This window comes from Tumebacillus sp. BK434 (genome assembly GCF_004340785.1).
In the GTDB taxonomy this organism is placed as follows: domain Bacteria; phylum Bacillota; class Bacilli; order Tumebacillales; family Tumebacillaceae; genus Tumebacillus_A.
The window spans coordinates 195,497-221,417 of sequence record NZ_SLXS01000001.1 but is presented as its reverse complement, the minus strand read 5'-3'; the positions used below and the strand labels follow the sequence as shown (position 1 = coordinate 221,417).

The following is a 25,921-nucleotide window of genomic DNA, read 5'->3' as shown; positions in this document are numbered from 1 at the left end:
CTTCGATCTGTTCATTTACAGATACTTGTCATAAGGAAATCTTCTTTGGGGCAATTGATATGTCCCTGTGACCCGTTTGCTTCTCCCCCGTAAAAACCAGCGGCGGTAAAAAATTCGCAGAAAGCGTCCGGCCAGAAAGCGCACATTTGTTGGATACTTAGAATGTCCGGCCACAGTTTCGGCGTAAAACGGCACACCCTTTACGCGCGACAATAGGATGAGAAAGCGAGCTTCCATCTCCTTGCTCATATTTGTCCTATCTCCTGCTAAGGTTTTGCGAATCAGTGCTTCCGCGACCTGAAGTTCGTTTAGTCTCAGCTGAACTTTTACCAAATCTTTGATTACCAACAGCCGTCTTCCATCAAACCGCAAATGCTGAAGTGCCAATTTCATCAGTTCGTGTGCTTTCTCATAGTTTAGGTCTAAGTATTCAACATACCCAAGATCTGAATAAACAACGCCGACCCATTCCTCTTGACCGGTTCCCTTCAGCTTTTCTAACGTTTGCAACAGGTATTTTCTCGTCTCAACCAAAACGCTTAATCTAAGTTGACATCGCGCATTCATATGTAAATAATCAGCTTGGCGAATCACTGTTTTCATGAAAAGCGATTCGTTGGATCGCAGCAACTTTAACGCTGTTGCAATTTCTTTTGTAAATATATTGATTACAACAAGACGTCGCTGTACGGCATACATCAACTCATTCTCTTGCTCTGAAAATCCGATTTTCTCGATCAAATCGCCGGCGGCCATATAACACAGTTTCGCATCTGTATACTCTTCTTTGTGGAAATAAAAATACCCAATATCGATCCATGTATACGCCTTCTCCGACAGACCTTGCGCCATGTTAAAACGTCTTTTTGCAACGTCGAGTGCCATGTCCAATTCGAGCAGACTCACTTTTCGCGCTTTGATTTCCTCATAAAGTTCAACCTGGTCCTCTTGCAAGATGCGTGCCACAGACAGCTTCAGATCCTCAGAAATTCTTTCTAACTCAAACCAATAGATCTCACGCTCGCCATTTAGCATCAGCCGCAGCGTTTCACGGCTGATCCCCAGCCGAATCGCAACGGCAGATATGCTGTAACGGGAGCCCTTTTCCTTCATCAACTCCCGAATTCTACGCCATAGTGGGATTCCATCCACGACCGTTTGCGCCGGGGCAAGCAATTGACTCATGTTGATCCACTCGCTTTCCATCTAATCATTTAACAATATCTGCCTTAGAGAAAGCTTCAGCATGGCTTTTGCGTATCGATGTAACATGTATTTCGTGTTGTATGTACAAGCAAAATGTTCACGTTTCCTTTTATCCCCTTGTGGTTCACCAACCTACTTCGCTGCACCTTCTAGAAATATTTGTAATACCCAAAACTACTCTTCGGCAAATTGTGCACTGCTTTCACACGTATGCTCCGTCCTTGCATAAACCAATGCCGATAATAAATGCACAGAAGTGCCAGGTCAGGAAGCGCATATTTATCGGATACTTGGAAGTACCAGCCACCGTCCGTTCAAAACCAAATTGGTGTACATAGTAGTAAATCTCGCGCTCCCCGTTCAGCATCAATCGAAACTTCCCACCATTAAATATAGGTTGTACGAGCTGTCTTTTTCTTTATTCTGTTAACTTTCTGCAAAGTTCTTAGTTTTTTTTCCAGAAAAAGAGATAGGCAAACTTTTTTTTTCGACGAAAGCCTTTCTGTGAGACCGATCAAGATCGCCTGCCATTCTTCTGCAAACCTCATGGCCGCTTCCCACTCTCTGTTCGCCATGAAATTCCCTAAATACTCCCTATTAGAAGTTGGCAGCAGAGCCTCTTGCAACAACCTTTAAAGTGAAATTTAGAGATCCTCTGCGATCGTTTTCAATTCAAAGGTGTGGATCTCTCGCTCGCCGCTCAACATCAGCCGCAGCGTCTCGCGGCTGATCCCAAGCCTTGCTGACACGGCCGTCAAGCTGTACGAACTGCCCCGCTCCTTCATGATCTCCCGGATTCGCAGCCAAAGCGGTATCTTATCAACAACGGCATTCGTCAGTATTACGAGTTTGATCATGATGTTCCCCTTAAAAGTTCTGATCGAGCGGGATCTGCCGTTTAGGCAGTTTCCCCTTTGCTTTTTTCCCGACTGCCTGGCTGCTCTGTCTGCTCCGCCTCAAGTTTTCAAGTTCAAGGTATCGGTAAGCGTGAAAGCGGGCCCGCATCTGATACCCACGATGGGTCGCTACCTCTTTTGCATGACGGGAATCTCCCGTAGCGCGGGAAAGCAGAATCAGCAAACGAGCTTTCAGATCTGGGAACTGCCCAAACCATTCCTCCTGCAACGTGTTGCGAATCAACGCTTCTGCAGCCTGCAGTTCTTTGAGCTTAATCAATGTTTTGGCGAGCTCCTTGATCGCAGACGCTCGCAACCCCGGGTCTTCGCCAGAGATTTCGATCGCCTCCAGCAACAGCACCTTTGCTTCTACATAGTTGCGATCCACATACTCCACGTGGCCGAGATGGGTGAGGGAACGTCCGATCGCTAAATTGTTATCGGTCTGTTTCATCTGCGCCAGACACTGATAAAAACTGTTTTTCGCCTGCTTCCGCTCATAAATCGAAAGTTTCCATTTGCCTTTCGCATAGTGCCACATTCCCATTTTCACAGGAGAAGTCTTCACAAAAGGCTCTGTCGCTTCCAGTAATTCTGGAACCTGCTCATATTGATGTAGTTCCACCGCGATGTTCAACAAGTTGATCAAGCAACCGCTCAACAGCTCTTGAAACTGATATTTCGCATACACTTCTTCCGCAATCGGCCGCATCTGCAAATAACTGAACTTGGCAAGTTCGTATTCGCCAGACCAAAAATGTATATAAGCGATGATACTGTAACACTGGGCTTTCTCAGACAGTCCGTTGGAGACCGCCAACCACTCATTGGCCATTTTCATCGCCGCTTCCATTTGATTGTTGGCGACATGTTTTATGATCATATCCCGGCTCAGGTGCTCCTTCAAATCTTCCATCAGCAGACGCGCGATCGGGACTTTCAAATCTTGCGCAATCTTTTCCAGTTCAAACCAATAGATCTCCCGTTCGCCGTTTAACATCACACGCAGTGTTTCCCTGCTGACCCCGATCCGTGCTGCCATAGCCGTGATGCTGTGAGAACTCCCCTTTTCTTTCATAAGCTCCCGAATTCGTATCCATAAAGGAATCTCGCCTTGATAAGTGTGGGTCGGTGCCAGCAGTTGGCTCATTGCAATCCTCCTTTACGTGCTCCTAAGAAAATTATAATCATTGCTCTATATTTAGCATAGATAATTTTGTCGAATAATGCTTAATACCCATGCAGAATTTTCAGTACTATCTCGAATTAATATCATATACATAACTATCGATCCAACCATTTTATATCGAAAGTAATTGTGATATGATTAGATGGTAATTTCCCACCCTCATTCTGAGAGGAGATGCTGCTAGTGGAAAATTTGGCTCGCCAACTTGAGCAACTGACGTATGAGTATCAACCATCGCTTTACGAGGTCATTCATGATGAATCGATCTCCCGGCTGCACAGCGTCCTGGAAGGGCGCACCGGCTTCGACCTGCCTGTGGGCACGGCGCGCCTGGTGCTGCACATGTTCCCGGAAAGCGCATTTGTCGATCCGAAAGAGTATGACATTCGCCCGTTGGCACCGCTTGCCGTGCAAGACTACCTGACAGAAAACGAACCGTACAGCATGACTTCGTTCGTCAAGGTTCCAAACACTCGCTCGATCATCTCGTATACCCAGTTCTTTCAAGATGGCTATATTGAAGCAGTAGACTCCTCCGATCTGACGGAAGCTCAACTTATTGAAAAGATCGTCCATTACATGGAGGCATTCCGCACCTATGGCATAGACCTCCCCGTTCATATACGTCTCTACCAAATCGACGCATACAACCGCGCTGCACTCTATCACCCGGTCATCGCGCACGGCGACGAAGATCTGGCCGGACTGCTCCAGATGGTGCTGTCGTCGCAGGAAAAAGAGCCTCTCGAATGAGAGGCTCTTTTTTTGTTGCCGTTTACACGTCCAATGTCCCTTTCCAGTCATCTTTCATGCCGCTGCGGTATTCGTCACAGACGTAAAAGTAGAGCTGGGCGATCTTGTCGCCCGGGTTCTGGCGGATGACTTGGAGGAAAGCTTCGCGGGCGTCGTAGAAACGGCCCTGTTGATATTTGGTGATCGCCGACTCGAAAAGGTCTTTCGTCTTCTGCTTGAGACGGCGCGTCTCTTCATCGTCCGCTTCGAACACATCGTATAGTTCGATCGGCCCGCTGAGCGACCCTTGGAGCTGGAGCTTGCCGAGACTGCGCGCCTGGAAGCGGTCGCGCTCCGGGATCTGCTGCAGTACGCGCGCCGGAAGCAGGATTGTCGCGCCCAGCTTGTCGGAGATCTCTTCGAGCACCATCGCAAACTGCACACTGTCTGAGATCACGTTCACCTCCAGCCGCTCTTCTGCACCGATGATTCCGAGCATCAACGGCCCTTGCTGGATGCCGATGCCAACATCGATCCGCGCTTTGCCTTTGCCCGCGCGGTGCGAGTTGTAGCGGTCCAGCGCCCGCTTCATCTCCACTGCTGCCCGCAGCGCCTCGCCCGGGCTGTTTGGGAACACGGCGAGGATGCCGTGGTTGAGGTACTTGCTGACCTCGCCGTTGTTTTGATCGACGATCGGCGAGACCTCATGCAGGAAGCGGTTGATAAAGTTGAAGTTGTCGCGCGTCTTGTCTTTCATGTCTTCCATAAAATCATCGAAATGGCGGATGTTTGTGACCAGGATGCTCATGTCGAGCTCGACCTGATCGCCGAGGTTCACATGGCGGATGTCGCGCTTGCCGAGGTAGTTGAGGAACTCCTCCGGCACAAAATGGCGGTAGGCATCGCGGAACTCGCGCAGCTCCAGCACCTTTTTCTCCACTTCTTCCGACATGTTGTTAAACGTGTGCCCCAGCGCTGCCACTTCGTCCTGCGAGCTGACCTTCACCCGCGTGTTCCACTGCCCTTTGGCGATCTGGTTCGCGCTGACGCTCAAGTTGCGCACCGATTTCAAGAGCAGAAGCGTGACTACCAGCACGACGATCAAGATCAGGATCGCAAAGCCGGTCAACTGTTTTAACGTATCATTCCAGTTCGTCTTCATCCGCGCATCCAGCGCGTGCGTGTTGATGCCCGCTTCATAGATACCGACGACTTTTGTTTTTTCGGCGTTGTACAACGGCCCCAACGCAAACAGCCAAGTGCCGTTTTCATCTTGGGATTTGCAGGTGACGAAGGTCTGCTCTTCCAGCGCTTTGCTGTAGTCGAAACTGGCATCGACTTCGAGAAACTCGCTGGTATACTTGTCGCGCACCATGCAGGCTGAGACGGCCGTATCGTGGACGGATACTTCGAAGGAGTCGAACATGCGAACATCGTTGTCATCTTCCAGCACATCGTAGAGACGCCGGTCGACGTACTTGTAGATCATCATGTAGAACTTGCCGTAGTTGTCTTTGAAGCTCAACTTTTCTTTGAGCGCCTTGTAGTCTTCGTTCATGAAATCCTGCGGCGAGTCGATCTTAAGAAGCCGCTCGGCATCGACGAGGTTCTGCCCGTCGTGCGCCAGGTAGGTCAGGGCGCGTCTGACTTCCAGCTCTGTGTCGGCGCGGAAATCAGTATGCACGAGCAAGGCCAGCGACAGCATCGACAGGGAGATCAGCGGGATCAGCACGAACAACTGCTTGTAAATCAGCGAATGCGGCATGATGTTGACATAGAGGATCTTGAACAGCCAGATGAGCAGGACTGCCGCCACAGCAAACGCCGCCCAGATCAGGTACTGCTGCGTGCGCGTGCTGCCCGAATACTCAAGCACCTGAAGTTCCCGCCCTGACATCAGTTGCACAGCGTGCCGACCGAGCGCGACAAACACGGTGCCGTCCGGCGCCACACCGAGGCTTTCCAAAGGTGCGTCAGACAGCGCCACTTTCGCTTCCGGCCCGGAAACCAGCTTGGCTGCCGCGTCCTGCTGGGTGAACAAAGTCTCGACCTTTGCAGGATTCCCGGAGGAAAAGCGCTTGACGCTGCTCCCGTACTCATCGAGAAAATAGACGTCATTCCCTACTACCTGCACATGATCGGCAAAAATACCGTTTTGCCCCGTGCGGGTCTGCGGGTAGATCCGTTCGCTCGCGTAATAGATCTCGCCCTTTTTCGTAGCGTAGATCAGCTCCTGCGACTTGACGCCGCTGATGTCTGCCACGCCCGACTCGGACGGGATGTGCGTGCTGGTGATCTTGCTGAACCGGTCCAGCTTGTCATCCCACTCGTGCAGGTCGAGCTCGACATCGCTCTCCTGCGTGATCATGAACAGCTTGTTCTCTTTAAAGGCCAGCGAACGGATCGTGCCGCCGCGCAGCGACCCTTGCTCGGCCACGCTGTAGGGGCGCGAGTAACCGACCCAGCTTGGGTCGAGCTCCCCTTCGGCGCTGTAGCGGACGACCGCTTCGTGCTTCAAGGTCAGCGCGTTGATGTCCATCAAGCGCACCACGGCGTACAAAGTCCCGTCCGGTGCAGGCAGCACTTGGTCATAGGTGAGATAGGTGCGGTCATCGTTTTTCAGCGTCGGGTCTTTGGAGGTCAGGCTGACGAACTCGCTGGCCAGTGGCGCTTTGATCTTGGCGAGCTGCGTGCCGTCCTGCCCCAATTTGAGGATCGATTGTTTGGCGTCCTCGATGATGTACCAGTTGCCTTTGCCGTCTGCGGCCGCTTGTGACGGATGATGCAGGGCGACTTGCTTTTCGATCGGAAATTTTGTGATGTAGTCTTGATTGTGATAGAGATACAGGCCAAGGCCGGTCAAGGCGGCCACCAGCAGCAAGAGTTTCCACAGATATTGTCTCATCGGTTGACCGTCCCTTTGATTTCGATGGTCTGGCTCTGTTCATCCCACGCCACGTTCAAACCGAGCGCTTCCACCACAAAGCGCAGCGGCACGACGGTGCGCCCGGCGATCAGGCGCGGCGGCGCGTCCAGCGTGACCGGCTTGCCGTTGACGAGCGCCATTTTGTCGCCGATCTTGCAGTAGACGGTGGTGCCGGCGTTGCTGATCCAAACGCTGCGCTCCTCGTTGTTCCACAGCACCGTCGATCCAAACGATTCGGAGATCGGACGGATGTGAATCAGCGTGCGGCCGTCGAGGATCACCGGCGGCATCATGAACTTGATGTCGACCGACTCCGCAATGACGTTTTCCGCCGGCAGGACGGTCGCTTTGGGCTGCTCTTTTTTGATCTGCTTTTGCAGCGCGGCGAGATCGGCCAGGTCACTGGCTGAGTATTTTTGCTTTTCAATCGCTGTGATCTCCTTGATGTACTGCTGGCGAACCGGCGCGAGACGGGCGCTCTCTTTGCCGGTCTCAACTTTCACTTCGGCCTGCTTCTTTTCGACCTGCCCTTTGAGCAGAAACAGCTCGGTCATTTGCGCTTTCAACAGGTTGGCATTCAGGACGGCCAGCTCTTGTTTGAGCAGGACGGCTTCTTCCGTACCGGCCGTTTTCAGCTTGGCGTTCACTTTGACGATCGCAGATTCGATGTCGAGGATCGTGTCGGCAACGCCTTGTTGGTCGGCTGCCAGCCGCCCTTCCGCCTGCACGAGCGGCACCAGCAACTGATCGGCGATGTCCGCCGAACCGGCCGCTTTCGCTTCCCGGATTTGCTTGTTCAGGTCGGCAATCTCCGCTTGGCGCGAGGCGATGCGGGTGGCTGTGGCTTCCGCTTGCAGCTCGTCAAGGCGGGCCTGGATCGTGTTCAGCTTGGCGAGCAGCAGTGCTGCCATCTCCTTTTGTCCCAGCTTGTCGGCCGTTTGGAACGCAGGCTCCAAGACTTTCACTTCCGCTTCCCAGGCGGCTTTTTCTTTGCTGTAGGCCGCTTGTTTGGTCGCTGCGAGCTCCGCTTGCAGCTTTTGGATCGCTTGGAAGTCGGTCGCTGCTTTGATCTTTTTCTCCAGGGCGGCGACCTGCTGGGTGAGCAGACCTTTATGCAGGACCAGCACTTGCTGGTCGGCCGCGTCGAGCTTGCTCAGCAGATCTTGCGCCTTCTGGGTCTGCGAGTTGTTCACCGCCAGGCTGAGGTCTTGCGCCACCTGCAGGCTCGCCGCTTTGGCAGTATCCGCTTCTGAGGACAGAGCGTTCGCCTTAAAAGCGTCCAAGTTGTCTTCGGCCAGCTGCTTCTGTTGGAGCAGCTTGGCTTTTTCCGCCGGGTCGGTGGCGGCGTTCAGCTCGTCTTCCGCTTTTTTCAAGTCGGCTTCAAGTTTCTTCTGCAGGTCGGCCTGCGCCCCTTTAACCGATTCTGCGAGCAGTTTTTCCGGATCGGCCAGTTTCTCAAGCTCGGCGGCGGCCTGGTCGCCTTTGCCCGCTTTCAGCGCTTCGAGGAAGTCGACCTGCGCCTTCAGCGTGGCCGCTTTCAGGGACAGCTGGATGGCGAGGGTGTCGTCGCCCGCTTCCACGGCCGCTTTGTTGTCCGCTTCTGCTTTCGCCTGTTGGGCTTTGGCGTCGGCGATCGCTTTGTCCAGCTCCGCCGGCGTCTGCGTCCACTCGGCGATCGGCTTGCCTGCGACGAGATGCACCCAGACGCTGATCGTCATCTTGTCGATATCGGCGTTGGTGACGGTCGTGCCGCTCGGGTTGAGGATCGCCGAAAGGTCGAATCCATTCTGGATGTTGAACCAAGCGCCGTCCGCCAGCTCCGATTTATAATAGATGCCCTGGTCGGACTGATCCATGCTCGCTTTGGCTGCATCGAGGACGGGCTTGGTCAGCGCCTCTTTTTGAATCAGGTACGTGCCGATCAGCAGGTGTCCGCTGCTCACTTGCGACGCGGCAGGGCGCTCGGCAGCCGTCGCGTCGGGCGAAGTCGGCAGGAACGCAGCGAAGAGCGCGCAGGCGAGCAACAAGGTCACGAACTTGCGGCGATGTTTCTTGGTCATGGCGATTCTCCTTTTACTTCTTGGTCAAAGTCCCTTTCGGCGCGTAACCGTCGAGATCGGCTTCGTCCATTTTTTTGTCCCCGTTGTAGAAGACGACGTACAGATCGCCGGTGTCGCTGAACGCGAGGTTCAAGTGCAGCAGCTCGTCGGTGATCGCCGTGCGCTCGCCGATCTGCTTGCCGTTCTTCTTGGAATGCAGGCTGAAATGCGTCGGCTTGTAGCCGCCCTTGAGGTCGACGAGGGTGAATCTGCTGGTCATGCCTTCTGCGGCCGGCTCCAGCTTCCAGCCGCCGAGCAGCAGATCGGGGGCCGGCGGCTTGATCAGCGGGTCGAGTCCGCTGTCCACCTGATACGGCAGATTGCCGTTGCGATAGGCCACTCCGCCCGAGGTGTCGAGGTCGAGCTTGGAGAGAGACAGCTTGTAGGCGAGGAAGGTGGAGGTGACCACTTCGTTCGCTTGCTCTTCCAGCGCTTTGACGGCGTCGAGCTCTTCCTGCTTGATCATGCCGAACTTTTTCTTCTCTTCCGCCTTCTTGGTGTCTTGCTTCGCCTTGTCGAGCGCCTTCATCGCCAGGATGTAGGTCGACTCGGCCTGCTTGACGCCGAGGTAAGATGTTTTGATCTTGGCGGCGAGCTTTTGGCGGGAATCGCTTTCTTTCAAGCGGGCTTTGTCAGCGTCGAGCATCGCGACAGGTAGGGCGTTTTGCATATCTTCGAAGTAGCGCATGCCTTCATACTCGCCTTGCAGCTCTTTTTTCGGGACGTATTTCAGGAAGGGCAAGGAAAAGACGAGAATCCACGTCTTGCCTTTCCATTTGGCGTCGATGTTCGCGGCCAGCTCATTGTATTTGACCATAAACGCGCTGTAGTCGGTCTCTTGCGTGCCGCCGTAGGTGGCCTCCAGGATCTGCATCGCCGCAGCGCCAAACTTGTTGCGGTACAGCTGGCGGACGAGGTTGACTTTCGCTTCGGCGAGCCGGCGGGCTTCGGTGTCTTTCCACAGTGCAAAGTCGGTCTTCTCGGCGCGGTCGATCAGTTGCCAGAGCGTCGTTTGGTTGAGCTGGGCATACTGGCGCGGGACGTTGAATGTGAAATCGCCGTCGAGATCCAGGCTCACCTTCTGTCCCAGCTCGTTGCGGCTGGACTTGAAGCTGAGCTGCGCGATGGTGACGGCGGAGACGGCCGTTTCCAGCTCCGCTTTGGCCGCTGCGACGTCTTCCAGCTTGGCATAGCCGAAGACCGCTTTTTGGGTCAGGTCGTTGACTTTGGTCTCCGCCTTTTTCTGCGCGGTCTGCGCTTTTCGAACGCCGAGTTGGGCCTGATAGGCGGTTATATAGAGCTGTTCGATCTCAAGGGCCACGGCAAGGCGCTTGTTTTCGAGCTCGCGTTCTGCTTTTTTGACTTCAAGCTGTGCGTTGGGGATCTTCGTGCCGAGGTCGATGTCGCGGCTCAAGCTGTGCTCTTTGGCGTGCTTGCTGGCGTCTTTTTCGGCTTGGATCAGCACCGCTTGATACGCTTGGGTCAGCTCGTGCTTCTTTTTCTGCAGGTTGCTGTTCAGGTCTTTGAGATCAGGGCTGACTTGGACGGTGCGCGCCGTCAGGTCTTTCAGCGACAGGGCGGCTGCAGCCTGCACGACGCTGTGCTGCGGCATGATCGGCAACGCAGCTTGTCCGGCCAGCATCAGGGCGGTGAGCAGGGCGATGGCAGCTGTTCTTTTATGAATGATTAAAATATGAACCACTCCTGTAGGATTCTTGACTCGTAGTTCAATATTACTACACTTTCCTCTACTCTAGTATCTAATTTAAGAACAATAAGGACAGAACTTATGATACATTTAGAAGAGGAGAAATAAAGGAGAGAGTGCAATGGGATTTGTGGTATGCGGGGGCGCTCAAATGCAGTGCAGTTTTGGCGCTGCACCGAGCGCACTGATGGTGCTCCCTGTTAATAAAGTGCTGACGGCGATGCCGATCGCCAACATTATGGACAACAAGCCGATGGTGAACATATTGCCGTTCGGGATGTGCCAGTCGATGGCCAATCCGACCGTGGCTTCCGCAACTGCTGCAGCGATGGGCGTGCTGACGCCGATGCCCTGCATTCCGGTGACGGCCGCTCCTTGGGCTCCGGGCAGCCCGACGGTGCAGATCGGCAACATGCCCGCTTTGAACAATTCGTCGAAGCTGATGTGCAACTGGGGCGGCGTGATACAGATCACCCAGCCCGGCCAGCAGACGATCCAGGTGCCGTAGTCATGAAAATGTTGATGCAGCTTTCCGACATGATTGTGAAGCCGGTGATCACCCCGGTCCGGACCGCCGTGCAAAAAGCGATCGCCGCGGTGACGAACCTGCCGAAAGCGATCCAAGCCAAGGTGGAAGCGATGCTGTCCCCCAAAGAGCAGTCGCTGAAAAACTATGTGCGCTTCGGCAGGCGCTATGTGGCGAAACGGCTGATTTTGATGATCTTGATCGTGTCTGTCGCGCTTGGGATCTTGGCCTATCAGTTCTTGTATCTGAATCCGCCTTCCTTCCTGCGCGAACTCTTGGGGCGGAACGTGTTTGTGGTGAACTCGAAGGAAGTGGCGAAGTATTCAGGTTATGGCAAAGTGGTCGACGAAAGCGGCAAGCTGATCTATGAAGGCGACCTGAAGAAAGGCACGTTCACCGGCAGCGGCACGGTGTACGCCAGCAACGGCGATGTGCTGTACAAAGGCGAGATGAAAGACGGCAAGATGCACGGCGCCGGAGAGAAGTACAATGCCATGCGCGAAGTGGTTTACAAAGGCAACTTCGCAGATGATCAGTACAACGGCGAAGGCACGACCTTTTACACCGACGGCGACATCCGCTATTCCGGCCAGTTCAAAAACGGCAAGATGAGCGGCGACGGCACGATGTACTATCAGGACGGCAAGATGATGTACAAAGGCCTGTTTGTGGAAGACAAATATGCGGGCAAAGGCACCGAGTACTATTTTAACGGACAGGTCAAATACGACGGCCTGTTCTTGGACAATGTGTATGAAGGCGAAGGCAAGCTGTTTGCGGAGACTGGCAACAAGGTCTATGAAGGCACGTTTTCCGGCGGCCAGTATCACGGTGCCGGGAAGCTGTATGACAAGGACGGCAAGCTGTTGTATGACGGCGGATTTAAGGAAGGCAAGTATAACAGCGAAGGCAAGGAGTACTACGGCAATGGCCAGCTGAAGTATGCCGGACAGTACGCGGCCGGGAAGTATCAGGGTGCCGGCGCGCTGAACGGCGAGAAAGGCAAACCGCTGTACACAGGCGCGTTTGTTAACGGCAAGTATGACGGTCAAGGCGAGCTGTACGATGCGGACGGCAATCTGCGCTACAAGGGGCAGTTTAAAGCCGGGCGTGAAGACGGACCGGGCGAGCGCTACAATCTGAAGGGCATGGTCGTGTACAAAGGGCAGTTCCAGGAAGGCTACCCCTTCTACCCCGGCTTCCTCGACCTCGCGCCGCAGAAGGTGGAAGAACTGCTCGGCAAGGCGACCGACGTGCGCATCTCGGAAAAAGGGACTCCGGCGCTGGAGATGGTCTACGCGGGCAGCAACATGCTGTTCCGGCTGGAGCTGGACCCGGCCAATCTGGACCCCGACCCGGAGAAACAGAAGGAAGCAAAAGTCACTTCGGTGCAGCTGTGGGGCTCCGAGCAGTTGGCGGAGCTGCAGCAGATGATCAAGGACAAGCAGGCGGCCGTGAAAAAGGCGGCGACTGCCGGGCAGGCTACGGAGACATCGGCCGGTGGGAAAACGGGCGATGCGAAGGATGAGCCTGTGGTGACCCCGATCAAGGAAGTACGCAAGTCGGGCAATGTGACGGTGTATGAGATTGGTGACGATTGGTACTATTGCTCATATAATGGGTCGGTGATCGCACGGGCCGAGATTACGAAAGCGATGAAATAAAAAATCCCTCCATGTGGAGGGATTTTTTATTTGTCTTCAAGCTTGAGGCTCGCCGCCTGCTTGCCGACGCTGTCCGCTTCCTGTTCGAGGGAAGGATCGTCGTTGACGGGCAGGCCGCCGACGGAGGTTGTCGCCTGGACGCGTCCTTGGCGCTGCTGGACGACGTGGGCCAGCTCATGGCCGAGCAGCTCTTGGCCGGACTGGCTGTGCGGATCGAATTTGCCTTGGGCGAAATGGATGTCATTGCCTTGCGCGTAGGCAAGCGCGCCGACGTCCGACGCTTGGCTCCCGACATGGATGTTGACGTCGGAGAAGTCGGCGTTCATCGCCGTCTCCATTTTGGCTTGCACATCTTCCGGCATCTTGTTCGATGCTGCAGATTTGCGCTGCACCGGGGCGGCCGCCTTCAGCTGCAGCTCCTCTTCGTCGGGCATGCGCTGGGCCGGATCGGCCTTGAGCTGAAGCTCCTCTTCGTCTCCCGGCATCCGCTGCGCGGGATCTGCTTTCAGCTGGAGCTCCTCTTCCTCAGGCATGCGCTGCGCCGGGTCGGCTTTTAACTGCAGCTCCTCTTCGTCCTCCGGCAGGCGCTGGATGGCCGCTTTGCGTTGGATCTGCCCGCTTAAGAAGCGGCTGGTCGCTTGGTTGCCATAGGCGCGCTGCATCTGCAGCAACGTGTTTTGCAAAGGCGATGCGGACTGCTCCTGGCTGGCAGTCTTTTTTTGTTTGACTGAGGATGTGGTTGCTTTGGCCGAGGCGGCGCCTCGGTTCATTTGTCTGGCCACTGGGATCTCCTCCTAGAATTCGTCGTCTGCAGACGCCGCTTCCGACTGATAACGGCCGCGCGCGACAGCCTGTTCGTCCGGATCTTGCATCGCCCACCAGCGGACGCGCAGTTTGCTCATCTCGGTGCTGCCATGCAGTTTCAATCCGATGCGGAAGGTGCCTTTTTTCGGATAGACGAGGACGCCGAGGCTCGTTTTCGGCAGGAAAGACTCGTGATCGCTGCCTGTGAATACATCCTGGTCGCCGTAATACACCGCATCGCCTTGGTTGAGCAGGGAGTCGCACTCTTCGATCCCCGCCTGCACAAACACGTTCCCGACCCCGAGGCCATGTTCGATCTCATCCGAGTAGTAGGTGCGCTCCGCTTTGCCAAACGGGTTGATCTTGCCGGAGCGCTGGTTCGGGAAGAGCAGAATGTCGGTCATGCCCGCCGCCGTTTTCGGCGTATGGCCTTTGTTGATGACGGTGGTGCCGCCCCCGCCCTGCCCCGGCTTGCCTTCGGGAACGCCGAGCGTGAAGGTGAATTCCTGCTTCGACGGATCGTACGCCACGTCCAGCTTCGGATCGGCATCGGACGGAAGGCGTTCCGCCACCGAGTTCACGCTGAAGTTCGGGGCGGCCGCGCCGCCGATCGCCCCTGGAGAGGCCGGCTGCTTGTCGAGACCGAGGTTGGTCAGCAGCGAATGGTTGTAGATGTGGTCGCCAAAGGGCACCGTTTCAATGCGGTCGATCATGAAGACCGCACCGACCTGCTGAAGGTGGATCTTGGCCAGATACAGGCAGGGATCGCTGTCCGATTCCAATGCCTTGTCGAGCGAGCGGGCAAAATACTCGTCCAGGATCCGCTCGCGGGCCGGAGTCGCCGCCAGCTCGATGTTTTGGATGCTGACGGAGCTGACTTTGACCACTTCGTTGCCGACCATAAGCATCGACCCCTCCGGCAAAATCGCCACCGTCGCATCATGGCCCGGCGTGTCGTGGGCGCGAAGCTGGTAGGTGAACTCGGAGCGGGTTTCGCTCTTCCCCTGCACTTTGAAGGCCAGCTTGTTGCCGTTTTGCGCGTCGCAGCCTTTAGTCATCAGCTCGAATTCCAGTTGCAGCTCGGAAGTCTGCAACGCTTTTTCGACGATGACTTTCGCTTCGAAGACGCTGCCCGCCTGCACATAGCGCGGCACTTGGTGCAGGATACGGATGCCGCCTGCGGCGAGCACCTCTTTTGTCGTATGCGCCAGATTGTGATGCTCGAAAGCTGACAGCTCAGGCGCCTGCTCGCGAACAAACACTTTGTAACCTTCAAACATGCGGTTGTATTCGTTGACCTCATCTTTCCGTACGGTCGTGTTAGCGATAGAAAAGACCGGCTCTTTGCCTTTTTCATCATAAGCGATGCAGAGGTAGACGTACTTGCTGTATTCGCCGTTGTTCACAAACCCCGGCACGACCGACAAGTTGTACGTCTGCGGCTCCGGCACGACGATCTCGCGGCCGAGGTGGTCGAGTGCCACGCCCGCCTGCAGGGAAAATGAGCGCTCATCGACTTTGACGACCTGCATGCCTGCGATCACGCCGGTGCCGTACAGAAGGCGGTTCAGCAGGCGGCGCTTGTCGTTAAAGTAGGTCTGCTCCGATTCGAAATCCCGAACGGTCAGCAGTTTGCCGTAAAAATAACGATTGCGTTCGAATGGATAAAATCGCGATTTTTGCATCTCCAAACTCCTTTTTCTCCCGGTTTATTCTAAATTGGCGTCCAGTTCCAAACGTGTATGCAAGCCGATCCGGTTGTCGCGGTCGAGGTCGATCAGCACGGTGTTGTTCGGCATGGAAGTGCGGTCGTCGAGGACGAGCAGTGTCGGCTCAGACAGGAAGGTGTTGAGGCCGAGATAGGAGTGCGTCCCCAGATAGATGCGGGGCTCGAGCACCACCAACTGCGCCTCCGCAAAGGCCGGCTTCTCCTCGTCGATGATCTTTTGCAGGATCTTGCGCTCTTCATCGCTCTTCACGACACCGGGCTTGATCAGCACACAGAAGCGGTACGGATCAAGGCCGTAGAGCTGCTCCATGTATTCTTTGACCTGCGCTTTTTCCAGCAGATACTTGTACTGAAAATATTCGACGATCAAAGGCATTTCTCCCGTAAAGACTTCGATCATTTCTGCGAGTCCTTGCCGCGTCCCGCGCTTTTTGAACAGCTCGGGGCTTTTTTTCATCAGGCGGCGGATCTGCTCCTCGCTCCAGCGCTCGTCGACGGCGATGCCAAGCCAGGTGGCCAGCCACTTCAGGAGATCCCCTGACGAGGAATCGACGTCGAAGAAGCGGGACATATGGTCGATCGTCTCTTCCATCTCGTCGAAGAAAGTGCCGTACAAGGACAGATACCGTTCCAGAAAATCTCGGCTTCCCGGGTCGGACTGGTACACGCCGGGCAGGTAGTCCAGATAGGAATGGCGCGGGAAGTACACGCGCAGCTTGCGCAAGAGCGGCGACTTGCGGTCATTGCCGCTCCACTCGATCTTGAACCAGATGTAGCGCCCCCGCGCCCGCAAGAGCGCGTCTTTCGGGTTGATGATCGGTGTCGAGAACAGCTCGTCCAGTTGGGACAGCTTCGCCGACAGCGGGATGCTGCCGTCTTGGAGATACCGGTCGAGCTGCACGCGCTGTCCGCCGAGCAGCAGCTCTTTTTGATCGGCCGCAAAATAGGAGATGCGCAGTTGCGTCTCTTCGGGCAGTGCACTGTCGACGGTGATCTTATGCCAGACAGTTTCCGATTCGGTGCTGTCGAACGCCTGACTGAAGTACACGCCTTTCAGCGGGCCCTGCTTGTTGAGCGGCTGGGTGCGGCGCTTCTGTTCGAGCACGGTGATCAGGTTTTCTTCTTCGTTCCAGACGTACATCTTGCGCGCGTATCCGGCGAGCAGCTTCATCGCCTGGCCGCGGAAACCGGACACCTCGTCGACATAACTGCCATCGGCGAGGAATTGCAGAACGAAGCGGTTGTCTTCCCACGCCTGCTCGATCGGATGGTTGTCGCCGATGTAGATCGCACCGTGCGGATCGACCCCGATGCCGGAAGGGGCGCCGCCGTACATCTGGATGCGCGAACGCTTTTCATACGCGCCGTCCGGATGGAAGGTGGTCACTTCCCGTTCGTACCCGTCAAGGATGTACAGCTTGCCGTCCGGGCCGACCGTGATGTGAAAGCGCTCCTGCAGCTTGTGCAGCCCGGCCGCTTTGGGGATCACCAGCGTGTGGTGCTGGAACAAGTGCAGCGGGATGCCTCCCGAGTTGACTTTCAGCACGCCGTAAAAAGAGTGGTCGGTCGCTTCGTGGCCGGTTGAGACTTGCACCGGGTCGAGCGGCAGCAGCACATAAGCGTCGCCTTGGCGGTCGGTCGTGATCGCCAGCGGATGGACGGGGATGCCGTTGTAATGGTTCATCCGCCACACCGCCTGCCCGGTACCCGGCGAGTAAGCGACCAGGCGGTTCTCCCCTTCCCGCTCGGCGATCAGCAGGTGGCTGCCGACGCGGGTCAGTTTGGCGCGGGGCGAGAAATGGCCGTGCCCGGAGCGGAAGATGAGGTCTGCGTAATCGTTGACATAATCGTAGAGGAACACGTTCGCCGCCCGGTCGAGCAGATACAGCTTGTCGTTTTCGCCGAGCGCGAGGTCGGACAGGCCGCGCAGCCCCTCGATGTGTTCCAGCCGGATCGTATGATAGAAGCCGTAGCGCTCCGAGCGCGCGATCTGCACGCCCCGCTCGGTGATGCTCAAGTTATGCAAGGCGCCTTTTTTCCAATCGGCCAGCCGGTTTAAGGAGAAAAAGGTCGTGTCGACGTACAACGGGAATCACCTCCATTTCGCCCGCTTGTTTTACACGTCCGTTCGGGACACCAGTTCGATCTGATGGTTGCCGGAGTAGACCAGTCCGTGTGGCGGCAACAGGATGTCGCCGCTCGGGTCTTTCTGCACCCCGGCGCCTTCCGCTTCGAACCACAGCGTTTGAATATATTCAACGCCGGTCATCTGGTTGATGATGCCGTAGATGTCACCTTTGTAGACGGCGCGCCCGAAATCCCAGCCATTGTTCGGATCGGAGTTGTCGAGCACATCGAGATGCTTGTGTAGCGCAGTGTTGATCCGGGCGGCGATGTCTTTCGTGTCCGGGGTGACGACCACAACCGCCTGCACAGTGATCTTGACGTATTCGGGCGGCACGACGTGCACTTCGGTCGTCAAAAGCCGGTGCTGGTCGAGGTGGCTCTGCACGGTGCTGAGAAAGCCTTTGCTCGGCAGCGGCTTGGGATCTTCGCTGTACGGCACGACGACGACCGTGACCTGTGCCGGGGCCTGCTCTTGCGGGTAGCCTTTCAGGCCGACCTGGTAGAGCGGCACCGCTTTGGCGCGCGCAACGCGCAGTCCCGGCGTGGCGAGGGCGATGTTTTCAAAATCCTCGCAGGTCACCGCCCGCGTCGGCTGTTTCAGTTCGCGGCGCATCCGCGCTTTCGCCTCCTCCAGCGTCTCGCGCTCCGCCCCGCCTTTGGCAAAATCGTGGTTGATGACGGTGATCGTGCCAAACGCTTCCGGGCGGGCAAATTGCGTGATCAGGCGGCGCTGCACGTTCCCGCGCTCACCGCCGCCCACTTGCAAAGCGATGAGCCGGATGTTGTCATGCTCCGCGACGTCGGGGATCTGCCCGGTCTCACTGTTGCCAAAATAGATCTCGCCGCTGCCCGGGTCGAGCACGTAGTGACGGTCGTCCGGGCCGGAATGTTCAAAGTCATCGACCCGTGTCCAGTCCTGCCACAGCCACTCACCGCTCGCCTCCTGCACGGCAACCTGCAGGCGCAGGGATTGGGGCAGGATCGGCGAGCCTGCGACTTGAAAGTGCTGGCCGGGCAACCCGTTGCTTCTTCCGATCAGCATCTCTTCGCGGAAGTTCTGCTCCGCTGCGATCACGCGGATCGTGCCGGGGCCGGCTGTCGGGATCATCCCGTGCTCGCCGTTTCCGAAGCGCAGGTAGCAGCAGTCTTTCTGCTCGTCCCGGTACAGCACGCAGCAGGCGTCATCCGGGCCGTAGCGGGTCAGGTCTTCGACCTGTTGCCAGATGCGCCAGAGGCCCGGGGTCTCCGTTTCAACTTGCACTTCCACGTCGCCGTAAAAGGGCAGATAGCCATGGACGACCTCTTCCTGGTACATCTCACCGGTGCCGTCGAAGGACAGGATCTGACAGCGCGTGTCGCGGTGCACCGTCTGGACGGTGTTCAGCAGAATTTTGTCCACTTTCGGCGGCAGCTCATAGCCCGGCTCTTCAAGCGTGGCACAGATCCAGTAGCGGTCTTTGTCGTTCGCCGGATGGATGCGCATGCCGGCCATCGCTTTCGGTACGGTGAACGTGATGCGCCCGCTGCGCGACAGGTGCAGCGTGTCATCGCGCTCGACGGGGAGCGGCAGCAGGCGCAACGGCCGGCTCTCCACACTTTCATCGATCCCCGAGTAGCTCCACGAGATCTTGGCCGGCGGAATCTGTTCGTCCTCCCCATCGGCGGTCGGATTGATCGGCACTTGGTAGTTGTTGACCAGATCGAACGTCAGCGTGATCGGCAGGCCGACCGGCAGCCGGCTGTCAAAGGCGAGATAGAGGCGGCTGCCCTGCTTGGCGCCGGAGCCGAAAGCGAAGTAGCCGACTTTGCCGTGTTCGTTGGCCGAGGAATGGTCGGACATCTCCGCCTGCGCAGCGACCAGCACGCGGTCGATCTGTGCAGGCACCAGCAACAGCCGTTCGGTCGTCTCAAACGGCTCGTTCAAGCCGCGCAGCTTCGTCCCGACCGGCATCCATTGCGGTTTTGCCGCCTCGGCAAACGACACGTCCACTTTGGCCGATTCTGCCTGCCGGAGGTGGATGCCCATCATCCGCAGGAACTTCAGCTCGTTTTTGACGGTGACGCGGTTCAGGTAGTATTGCTGCATCTCCGAGAGGTGCGAGAACAGTTCGAGCATCGTGATCCCCGGGTCATGCGGGTTCTCGTCGGTCCACTGCGGACTGAGCTTGGGAATCATCTTGCGGGCTTCGGCCACGATCTCATCAAACAGGCGGTCATCTAAGTTTGGCAACGGAAGCATGGGCTCACCACCTTTTGTTTCGAATTTTGCCTTACAGCAGGTCCATTTCGATCTGATGTTTGCCGTTGATCACGATCCCGTGCTGGATGCGGATCGCTTCCTCCAGCGTCAATTCGGTGCGGGTGCGGTCTTCCACTTTGTGCACAGTCAGGGACAGCTTCTTGACGTGATTGACACCCGGCACCGCCTTCAGGAGTCCGTAGAAGACGGACGCGTGAATCTGCTGCCCGATCTCCCAGCCTTTGCCGTCATAGTTGCCGGTGTAGGGATCGAGGAAGCGATTCAGCTTTTGCACCGCCATGAGCTCCGCCGGAACGATCTGGTCCATCGATGTGACGGCAAGCTGGGCGAAGATCGAGATCTCCAGGTAGACCGGCTCGATCACGGTGATGCGCGTCGCCATGGCGATCGTGTTCGCCGAGCGCTCGGCCAGGTACTCTTCGACTTTGCGCTTTAATTGCGGGAAGAACGGTCGCCCGTTTTCGCCGCCGCTGCCGAGCACAGCCAGCGTAATACAGCCGTTCTCCCGCTCCATCCGGGCATTGTAGCCGGGCAGGCATTTGACTTTGGCGATGTCATGGTACGCTTGTCGCGCCAGCCATTCGTAGTCCTGCGCAGTGATCGCCCGGTCGCAGTGGCGCACCGTCTGCGGGCCACGCTGCAGCGTCGCTTTCAGCGGCTCGATGTCGCTGCCGCCGCCAGCAGGCTCCGGGTTGGACACTTCCTGCACAAAGGCGATCGACTGCTGGAGTTGGGTGATCCGGCCTGCTTCGACGTTGCCGCGCTTGCCGGCGATCTTTTTGTAATGCACCATCACCGGCTCCGGACCGTTGTTCGGCAGGGCTTTGCCGTGCACCCCGTCGCCAAAGCGCAACACCCCGCTGGAGCGGTCGAGCAGGTAGTGGCGGTCGTCCGCAGCAGACTGGTCAAAATGCTCCACGGCGCTGTAGCGCACCCAAAGCTGCAGGATGTTGCCGCCCGAGTCGCGGATCACCTCGGTCGCCGTTGCGTCCTGCTCCAGCAAGGCGTTCAGGTCGAGCTCGTTCAAGCGACCCGTCTCGTCGACCCAGACTTCTTCGGAGAAGACGGGCCGGTTTTCCAGATGGAAGTGCGCTTCGGTGTCGCTGACGTGGACTTTTTTCGGCACTTCACGGCGGACCGACTCTTGCTGGATCACTTTTGTCGTGTTCAGGTGGATGCCGGCCAGATGCGGGCGCGGGCCGTGCGCTCGCGCTTTGCGCTCGAACTGCCCGTCGCGGTTCAAAGCGCGGATCCAGTACAGCTCGCTTTGGAAGCGGTTGCTTTTGACAAAATCGGTCGGGCCGGCAAACTGCACCGTGCCGCTGCGAGTGAAGCCCAGCGTCTCGTCGATCGTCTTTAACGGAGCCCACTCCGGCCCGGCCGGGCCATAGCGCAGATACTCCCACTCGATCAGCGGTAATTCGGAGGAACGGGAGACCGGCTGGCCCTTCATCGAGAAGTACATCTGGATCGGCCCTTTGCGCGGCGCCTGGTCAAATCCCATGTAAAACGCGGGATAAGTGCCTTCGAGCCCGGCGAACGGCGCAAACAGCGTCTGGCCATGCCAGACTTGGGACGTGCGGTCGGCCACTTCCATGTTGTTTTGGGTCAGGCAGCTTTCGACCGGGAAGCCCGCATCGGGGAAATAGCTGTACTGCAGGCGGAGGTTCTCGATCTTCGGCGACAGGTAGACCGGGTTGTTCGTGTACAGGTTCTCGACCTGCAGCACGCGGGCGCGAATCCAGCGCGCCTGATGCCCGTTGACCATCGTGTCGGCCATGTCGGCAGGACAGGTGAACTGCAGCACTTTGTCCACACCCGCCTCGCTCGGGCGATAGAAGATCTCCTCATACTCTTTATGATGGAACAGCCGCACCCAGCTGTTGCCGTTCCAATATTCCCAGATCACGTGCAGCACCGATGTCTCATGTACTTTCGGCTTGTCAAAATCGCTCTCTTTCATCACCATTTTCCAGTCGATCTTCTGCTCCTCTTCCGGCAGCAGGCGATGCGGCACCGCTTGCAGGCGGAAGGTCATCGTGACGACGCTGTCCCGCTTGGTGAACACTTCCTGGCTGCCGACGTAGAACAGAGCAAACGGCGCGAAATGCTCGCCAAACGGATAACAGGCGGCCGGATCGACCTGAATGTCATTGAAAAAAAGCAGCTCGGGCGCGATCCCGCCTTCGCGGTTGGCGTCGAGGTAGTTGGTTTTGACGTGCAAGGCATCGATCAACAGCGGCTGCTCGGCGCTGGTCACCTTGTCCAGCATCTGCGGTTTCAGGCGGCAGCGAATCCAGCGGTTTTCGATCCCGTGCAGCTCGTGCAGGACGATCGACCGGACTTTGTTTTTCGTCAGCAGCAGGCGGTTGCCTTTTGCGCTGACCACATCGAACGGTTCCCAGCCCAGTTCGCCGTAATACGACCATTCGAGAGCGGCCGGATCGGCAAGCTTCTCGCCGTACGACTTCTCCAGGTTGCGGGCGGCCGAGTGGTAGAAATCGAGCTCGATCACCGCCGGCTGGGTGGCGGTAAACAGATCGCGGTGCCCGAGGTACAGGCTGTGCGACTGCAGGTTCTCCCCGCCGCTGAAATCATACAAGAGCGCCGGTTGCTCCGGGCTTGGCGTCAGGCGCAGGATACGGTCCTGCTCGGTCGATGTCAGCCAAGTCTCGACGAGGCGGGCCGGGGTGACGAGCAGCGGCGCGGCCGTCTCAAACGGGATCGCGTCACCGCCGTCCGCCGCTGCGGCGAGCAAGGCGGTGCCGGTCGGGATCAGCACGGGCTGCGGGGTGCCGGTGCTCAGCGTAAAGGTGACATAGCCGGTCGCCGGGCTGGCCGGCAGCTGCGCCAGGCCGGTCAGGTTGAGAAAGGCGATCAAGTTTTTCATCGGGACGCGGTTTAAGCGTTCGACATTTTGCAGGTACATCTCCGCAAACATGTAGAACAGGGCCGCGCCTGCATCGGGGTCGCTCGGGGAGAATCTCCACTCCGGCGTGTAATACGGAACCATCTCTTTCATTCGCGCAACCAGATCCTGCAAGGTGCGCTCGTCAATTCTGGGTGGCAGCATGCTCTCCCCTCCCTTCCTCCGGTTGCTTATTTGGTGCCTTCATGCATGTAGAACGGATAGACCTGGTTGTACAGGTTATTGGTCGTGCGCACGCGGTAGGACACGCTGATGTGCAGCTTGCCTTCATCGTGCAGTTCCTGGGTGATCTTGACGTCCACTTCGTGCACGCGCGGCTCCCAGCGCGTGATCGCTTCTTCGACCGATGCTTCCATCAGCGACAAGGTGGTCGCGTCGGTCGTTTCAAACAGAAACTCGTGGATGCCGCAGCCGAAGTCGGGGCGCATCACCCGTTCGCCTTTTGCCGTGTAGAGGATGATGCGGACCGCTTCGGCGATGTCGTCTTCAAACTCCGACATGGCGATGCGCCCGGTGGCCGGGTCGACGACGACCGGAAATTTCCAGCCGCGCCCGAGAAAGCTTTTTCCCATGGGTTCCATCCTCTCTGTTTTGCTTGATCTGGTCGCTCATCCGCCTAGTTGATTTTCACCATCGTGCCTTTGATCGTGACCATGGCGCTCGATTCGAGCGTGAGGTTGCCGGTCGCTTTCAGGCCCATCATGCCGGACGCTTCGAGGTTGACTTGCGTCGATTTGACTTTGACCGCTTTGGCGCTTTCGATGTTGATGTCGCCTTGCGCGGTCAAGGTGATCTTGGCTTGTCCGCCGCCGGAGTCGATCGTGATCTTGCCGGAGTCGCCGCCGGTGATGACGATCGAGTTCTTGCTTTTGCCGTCGGAGATGGTCAAGGTCTCCGCTTTGTCGTCGATCTCGATCAGGTGCTCTTTGGCCGTTTTGATCGTGATTTTGCCTTCGCCGTCTTTGTCGTCAAACGTGAGCTCGTGCCCGGCGCGGGAGACGATGCGACGCAGGTTGTTTTTTTCAGCATCATAGGCTGGCGGCTTGTCTTTCGGGTTCCAAAGCATGCCGATCACGTAGGGCTCAGCCATGTCGCCGTTGTGGAAGGCGACGAGCACTTCGTCGTCAACTTCCGGAACGAAGACGGAGCCGCGCTCTTTGCCCGCCATCAAGGTAGCGATGTACGCCCACTCGGTGACTTCTTCGCCTTCGCGGATCGGGATCTTCAGTTTGACGCGCCCGAGATTCTCCGGGTCTTTGTTGTCGGTGACGAGCGCGCGCACGACGCCATGCACGTAGTTGCGCGCCTCGGTATGGGAAGGTGCTGCTGTCCACGAATTGATCATACTGCATTCCCCGCTACTTCGAATGTAGTGACATAGCCTGACGTGCCGATCTTGTGTGTGACGGTGCGCAGATACATCGGCTGGTTGAACCGGGCGCCGAGGCCGTTTAGTTTCAGAAACCGTCCGGCGATCAGCTCCGGGAAGCCGATCGACTCGCCGCTGCCGGAGATCAGCCGCATCGACGCTTCCAGCGCCTGTGCGTCGGCGATCGTCTGCAGCTCGCTCAAGTCGGACAGGTTGGTGTTCAGATAGCTGACTTTGTTGTCGGCGGCGAAGGTGGCGAGCAGGTCTTCGCCGGTCGAGGTATTGGAGTTGACCGGCTTGATCGGTTTCGATTCCGCTTTGAGCTGCTTTTTTTCCTTCGGGTCGTAGCCGGTGACAACAAACTTTTTGATCTGGAAATCGAGCTTCATCGATGTGGAGAACGACTTGAGGTTCTTGCCAAAGACGAGCGTGGTGATCGGCGTTTTGTTTTGGTATGGCTTGCGGAAGTAGACGTCTTTGCTGAGCACGAAGAATTCGTAGAACGTCTCTCCGGCCAGCTTTTTGATGAAGTTGTAATCGTCCTGTCCTTGGCGGTCGATCTTGTTTTTCACTTTGTTCGTCGACTCGACGTTGGAGACGGACAGGGAATATTTTTGTGCAATCTCTTTGACGACGTCGCTGTTCATCTTCTTCTCCCACGAGTTGGGGGTGGCATCGCCTTTGCCGCGCATCATGACGTAGGAGTAGTCCATGCCGTTGATGGTCATCGTCGGTGTTCCGCCGGACGGATAGTTGTAGGACACGTTGGTGATCAGGCCGTAGAACAGGGTCTCCAATTTGTCGACATAGCCCATTTTGATCTCGACCGGGTTGCCGAGAACGAAGGTGTCCTGCCAGTCGAATTCGCGGGACACCCAGTTGTAGGCGTTGTTGACGGTGAAGGTAAAGCTGTTCGCTTTTTCGATGCTTTGGGTGACGGAGACGGTGGTCACGGCCGCCCCTTGGCGCACGATGTCTTTGCCGTCCACACTGATCAGAAAAGCGGGGGCGAAGAAGTTGCCGTATTTGGATTCAAGGTCTTCAAATGTGCAGGTCGAGCTGTCGAGCTTGATTTTCGGCGGCATGCTTCATCACTCCAATCGCGGGATGGTCAGGGTGCGTCCGGTTTCGAGCTTTTTCGGGTTGTCGATGCCGTTGGCTCTGGCGATTTCGCGCCATTTGCCAGGGTCTTCGTACTCTTCGGCTGCGATCATCCAGAGCGCGTCGCCTTGGCGGAGCAGCTTTTGTTTGGTGCGGTCGGCCGATTGGCGCGGGATGTCCTGAAATTGCTCTTTGACCCCGTAGACCGCTTTGAAAGTGACGTTTAAAGTAGCGCGGACGGGGTTGCCTTTGTTGGAGAACATGGTGAATTTCTGGTTGAGCTTCTCGATGATGCCTTGAAACTTGAGCGAGCCCCAGACGAATTTGACCATCGGCGGAGCGTGCAGGTCTTTGTCGACGGCGAGGAGTCCGGCGATCTGCTTGGTATAGTCGCGGACGTCGGCGTCGGCGCTTTCACCGTAGCAATCGAGGAACAGTTCCATCGACAGGGACGGCGTCTGGCCGGAGACGAACTGCGCGATCGGCATGGAAAGGCCGGGAATGGTGTGCCAGGCGAACTGGTTGCCGTGATCGAGGGAGTAGTTGTTCGGGTTGAACAGAACTTTGATCTTGGTGCCCTTTTGGCCGCCGGTTAAAACTTCGATGACTGCTTTGGTGGTCATGGCCGTTCCTTCCTTTCCTAATGATGATCGCGG

The 25,921-nt window shown here is 56.9% G+C and carries 18 protein-coding genes; 3 read left to right on the top strand and 15 right to left on the bottom strand.

Annotated features, from left to right (window positions below; translation table 11 throughout):
- Positions 1-15: 15 nt before the first annotated feature.
- The 3 genes from EV586_RS01095 to EV586_RS01085 all read right to left on the bottom strand — a co-directional run bounded on the left by EV586_RS01095 (position 16) and on the right by EV586_RS01085 (position 3,252).
- Entirely contained in the window at positions 16-1,185 is a 1,170-nt protein-coding gene (locus tag EV586_RS01095; RefSeq protein ID WP_132943243.1) for a helix-turn-helix domain-containing protein, read from the bottom strand.
- A gap of 665 nt (positions 1,186-1,850) precedes the next feature.
- Positions 1,851-2,063 (bottom strand): helix-turn-helix domain-containing protein, encoded by a 213-nt coding sequence (locus EV586_RS01090; protein WP_132943242.1) that lies wholly within the window; start codon positions 2,061-2,063, stop codon positions 1,851-1,853.
- 10 nt (positions 2,064-2,073) lie between these two features.
- Positions 2,074-3,252, bottom strand: a complete 1,179-nt coding sequence (locus tag EV586_RS01085; RefSeq protein WP_132943241.1) for a helix-turn-helix domain-containing protein — start codon at positions 3,250-3,252, stop codon at positions 2,074-2,076.
- A gap of 222 nt (positions 3,253-3,474) precedes the next feature.
- On the opposite strand from EV586_RS01085, the gene EV586_RS01080 reads away from it, so the two are divergent.
- Positions 3,475-4,044, top strand: coding sequence for a hypothetical protein (locus EV586_RS01080; RefSeq protein ID WP_132943240.1), 570 nt, complete (start codon positions 3,475-3,477; stop codon positions 4,042-4,044).
- 22 nt (positions 4,045-4,066) lie between these two features.
- On the opposite strand, the gene EV586_RS01075 is transcribed toward EV586_RS01080, so the two are convergent.
- The 3 genes from EV586_RS01075 to EV586_RS01065 are packed head-to-tail and all read right to left on the bottom strand — an operon-like array spanning position 4,067 to position 10,750.
- On the bottom strand, positions 4,067-6,928 hold the full coding sequence (locus EV586_RS01075; protein ID WP_132943239.1) for an adenylate/guanylate cyclase domain-containing protein: 2,862 nt from the start codon (positions 6,926-6,928) through the stop codon (positions 4,067-4,069).
- The gene (locus EV586_RS01070) at positions 6,925-9,009 is read right to left on the bottom strand and encodes a stalk domain-containing protein (RefSeq protein ID WP_132943238.1); all 2,085 of its coding nucleotides are present in this window, start codon (positions 9,007-9,009) and stop codon (positions 6,925-6,927) included. Before EV586_RS01070 ends, EV586_RS01075 begins: the two co-directional genes overlap by 4 nt.
- A 13-nt stretch (positions 9,010-9,022) precedes the next feature.
- Positions 9,023-10,750 carry a TolC family protein gene (locus EV586_RS01065; protein WP_132943237.1) on the bottom strand — a complete coding sequence of 576 codons (1,728 nt, stop codon included), beginning with the start codon at positions 10,748-10,750 and terminating at the stop codon, positions 9,023-9,025.
- A 127-nt stretch (positions 10,751-10,877) separates the two neighbouring features.
- Between EV586_RS01065 and EV586_RS01060 the strand changes: the two genes are divergently transcribed.
- The gene (locus EV586_RS01060) at positions 10,878-11,264 is read left to right on the top strand and encodes a DUF4280 domain-containing protein (RefSeq protein ID WP_132943236.1); all 387 of its coding nucleotides are present in this window, start codon (positions 10,878-10,880) and stop codon (positions 11,262-11,264) included.
- Positions 11,265-11,266: 2 nt separating this feature from the next.
- Positions 11,267-12,946 (top strand): MORN repeat-containing protein, encoded by a 1,680-nt coding sequence (locus tag EV586_RS01055; protein ID WP_132943235.1) that lies wholly within the window; start codon positions 11,267-11,269, stop codon positions 12,944-12,946.
- A 26-nt stretch (positions 12,947-12,972) separates the two neighbouring features.
- On the opposite strand, the gene EV586_RS01050 is transcribed toward EV586_RS01055, so the two are convergent.
- From EV586_RS01050 to EV586_RS01010, 9 genes are read right to left on the bottom strand one after another with little or no spacing between them, the layout of a single operon-like run.
- Positions 12,973-13,728: an eCIS core domain-containing protein gene (locus EV586_RS01050; RefSeq protein WP_243652891.1), complete on the bottom strand. Its 756-nt coding sequence runs from the start codon at positions 13,726-13,728 to the stop codon at positions 12,973-12,975.
- Between the two features lie 12 nt (positions 13,729-13,740).
- Complete coding sequence (locus tag EV586_RS01045; RefSeq protein ID WP_132943234.1) at positions 13,741-15,435, bottom strand: hypothetical protein; 1,695 nt, start codon at positions 15,433-15,435, stop codon at positions 13,741-13,743.
- A 24-nt stretch (positions 15,436-15,459) separates the two neighbouring features.
- Positions 15,460-17,565 (bottom strand): phage tail protein, encoded by a 2,106-nt coding sequence (locus tag EV586_RS01040; RefSeq protein WP_132943233.1) that lies wholly within the window; start codon positions 17,563-17,565, stop codon positions 15,460-15,462.
- 30 nt (positions 17,566-17,595) lie between these two features.
- Positions 17,596-19,845, bottom strand: a complete 2,250-nt coding sequence (locus EV586_RS01035) for a putative baseplate assembly protein (protein ID WP_132943232.1) — start codon at positions 19,843-19,845, stop codon at positions 17,596-17,598.
- 31 nt (positions 19,846-19,876) lie between these two features.
- Positions 19,877-22,939, bottom strand: a complete 3,063-nt coding sequence (locus EV586_RS01030) for a putative baseplate assembly protein (protein WP_132943231.1) — start codon at positions 22,937-22,939, stop codon at positions 19,877-19,879.
- A 26-nt stretch (positions 22,940-22,965) separates the two neighbouring features.
- Complete coding sequence (locus EV586_RS01025; protein WP_132943230.1) at positions 22,966-23,367, bottom strand: GPW/gp25 family protein; 402 nt, start codon at positions 23,365-23,367, stop codon at positions 22,966-22,968.
- 44 nt (positions 23,368-23,411) lie between these two features.
- Positions 23,412-24,140, bottom strand: a complete 729-nt coding sequence (locus EV586_RS01020) for a phage baseplate assembly protein V (RefSeq protein WP_132943229.1) — start codon at positions 24,138-24,140, stop codon at positions 23,412-23,414.
- Complete coding sequence (locus tag EV586_RS01015; protein ID WP_132943228.1) at positions 24,137-25,249, bottom strand: phage late control D family protein; 1,113 nt, start codon at positions 25,247-25,249, stop codon at positions 24,137-24,139. Before EV586_RS01015 ends, EV586_RS01020 begins: the two co-directional genes overlap by 4 nt.
- 6 nt (positions 25,250-25,255) lie before the next feature.
- A complete protein-coding gene (locus EV586_RS01010) occupies positions 25,256-25,888 on the bottom strand; it encodes a CIS tube protein (protein WP_132943227.1) in 633 nt (210 codons plus the stop codon).
- Positions 25,889-25,921: the final 33 nt, after the last annotated feature.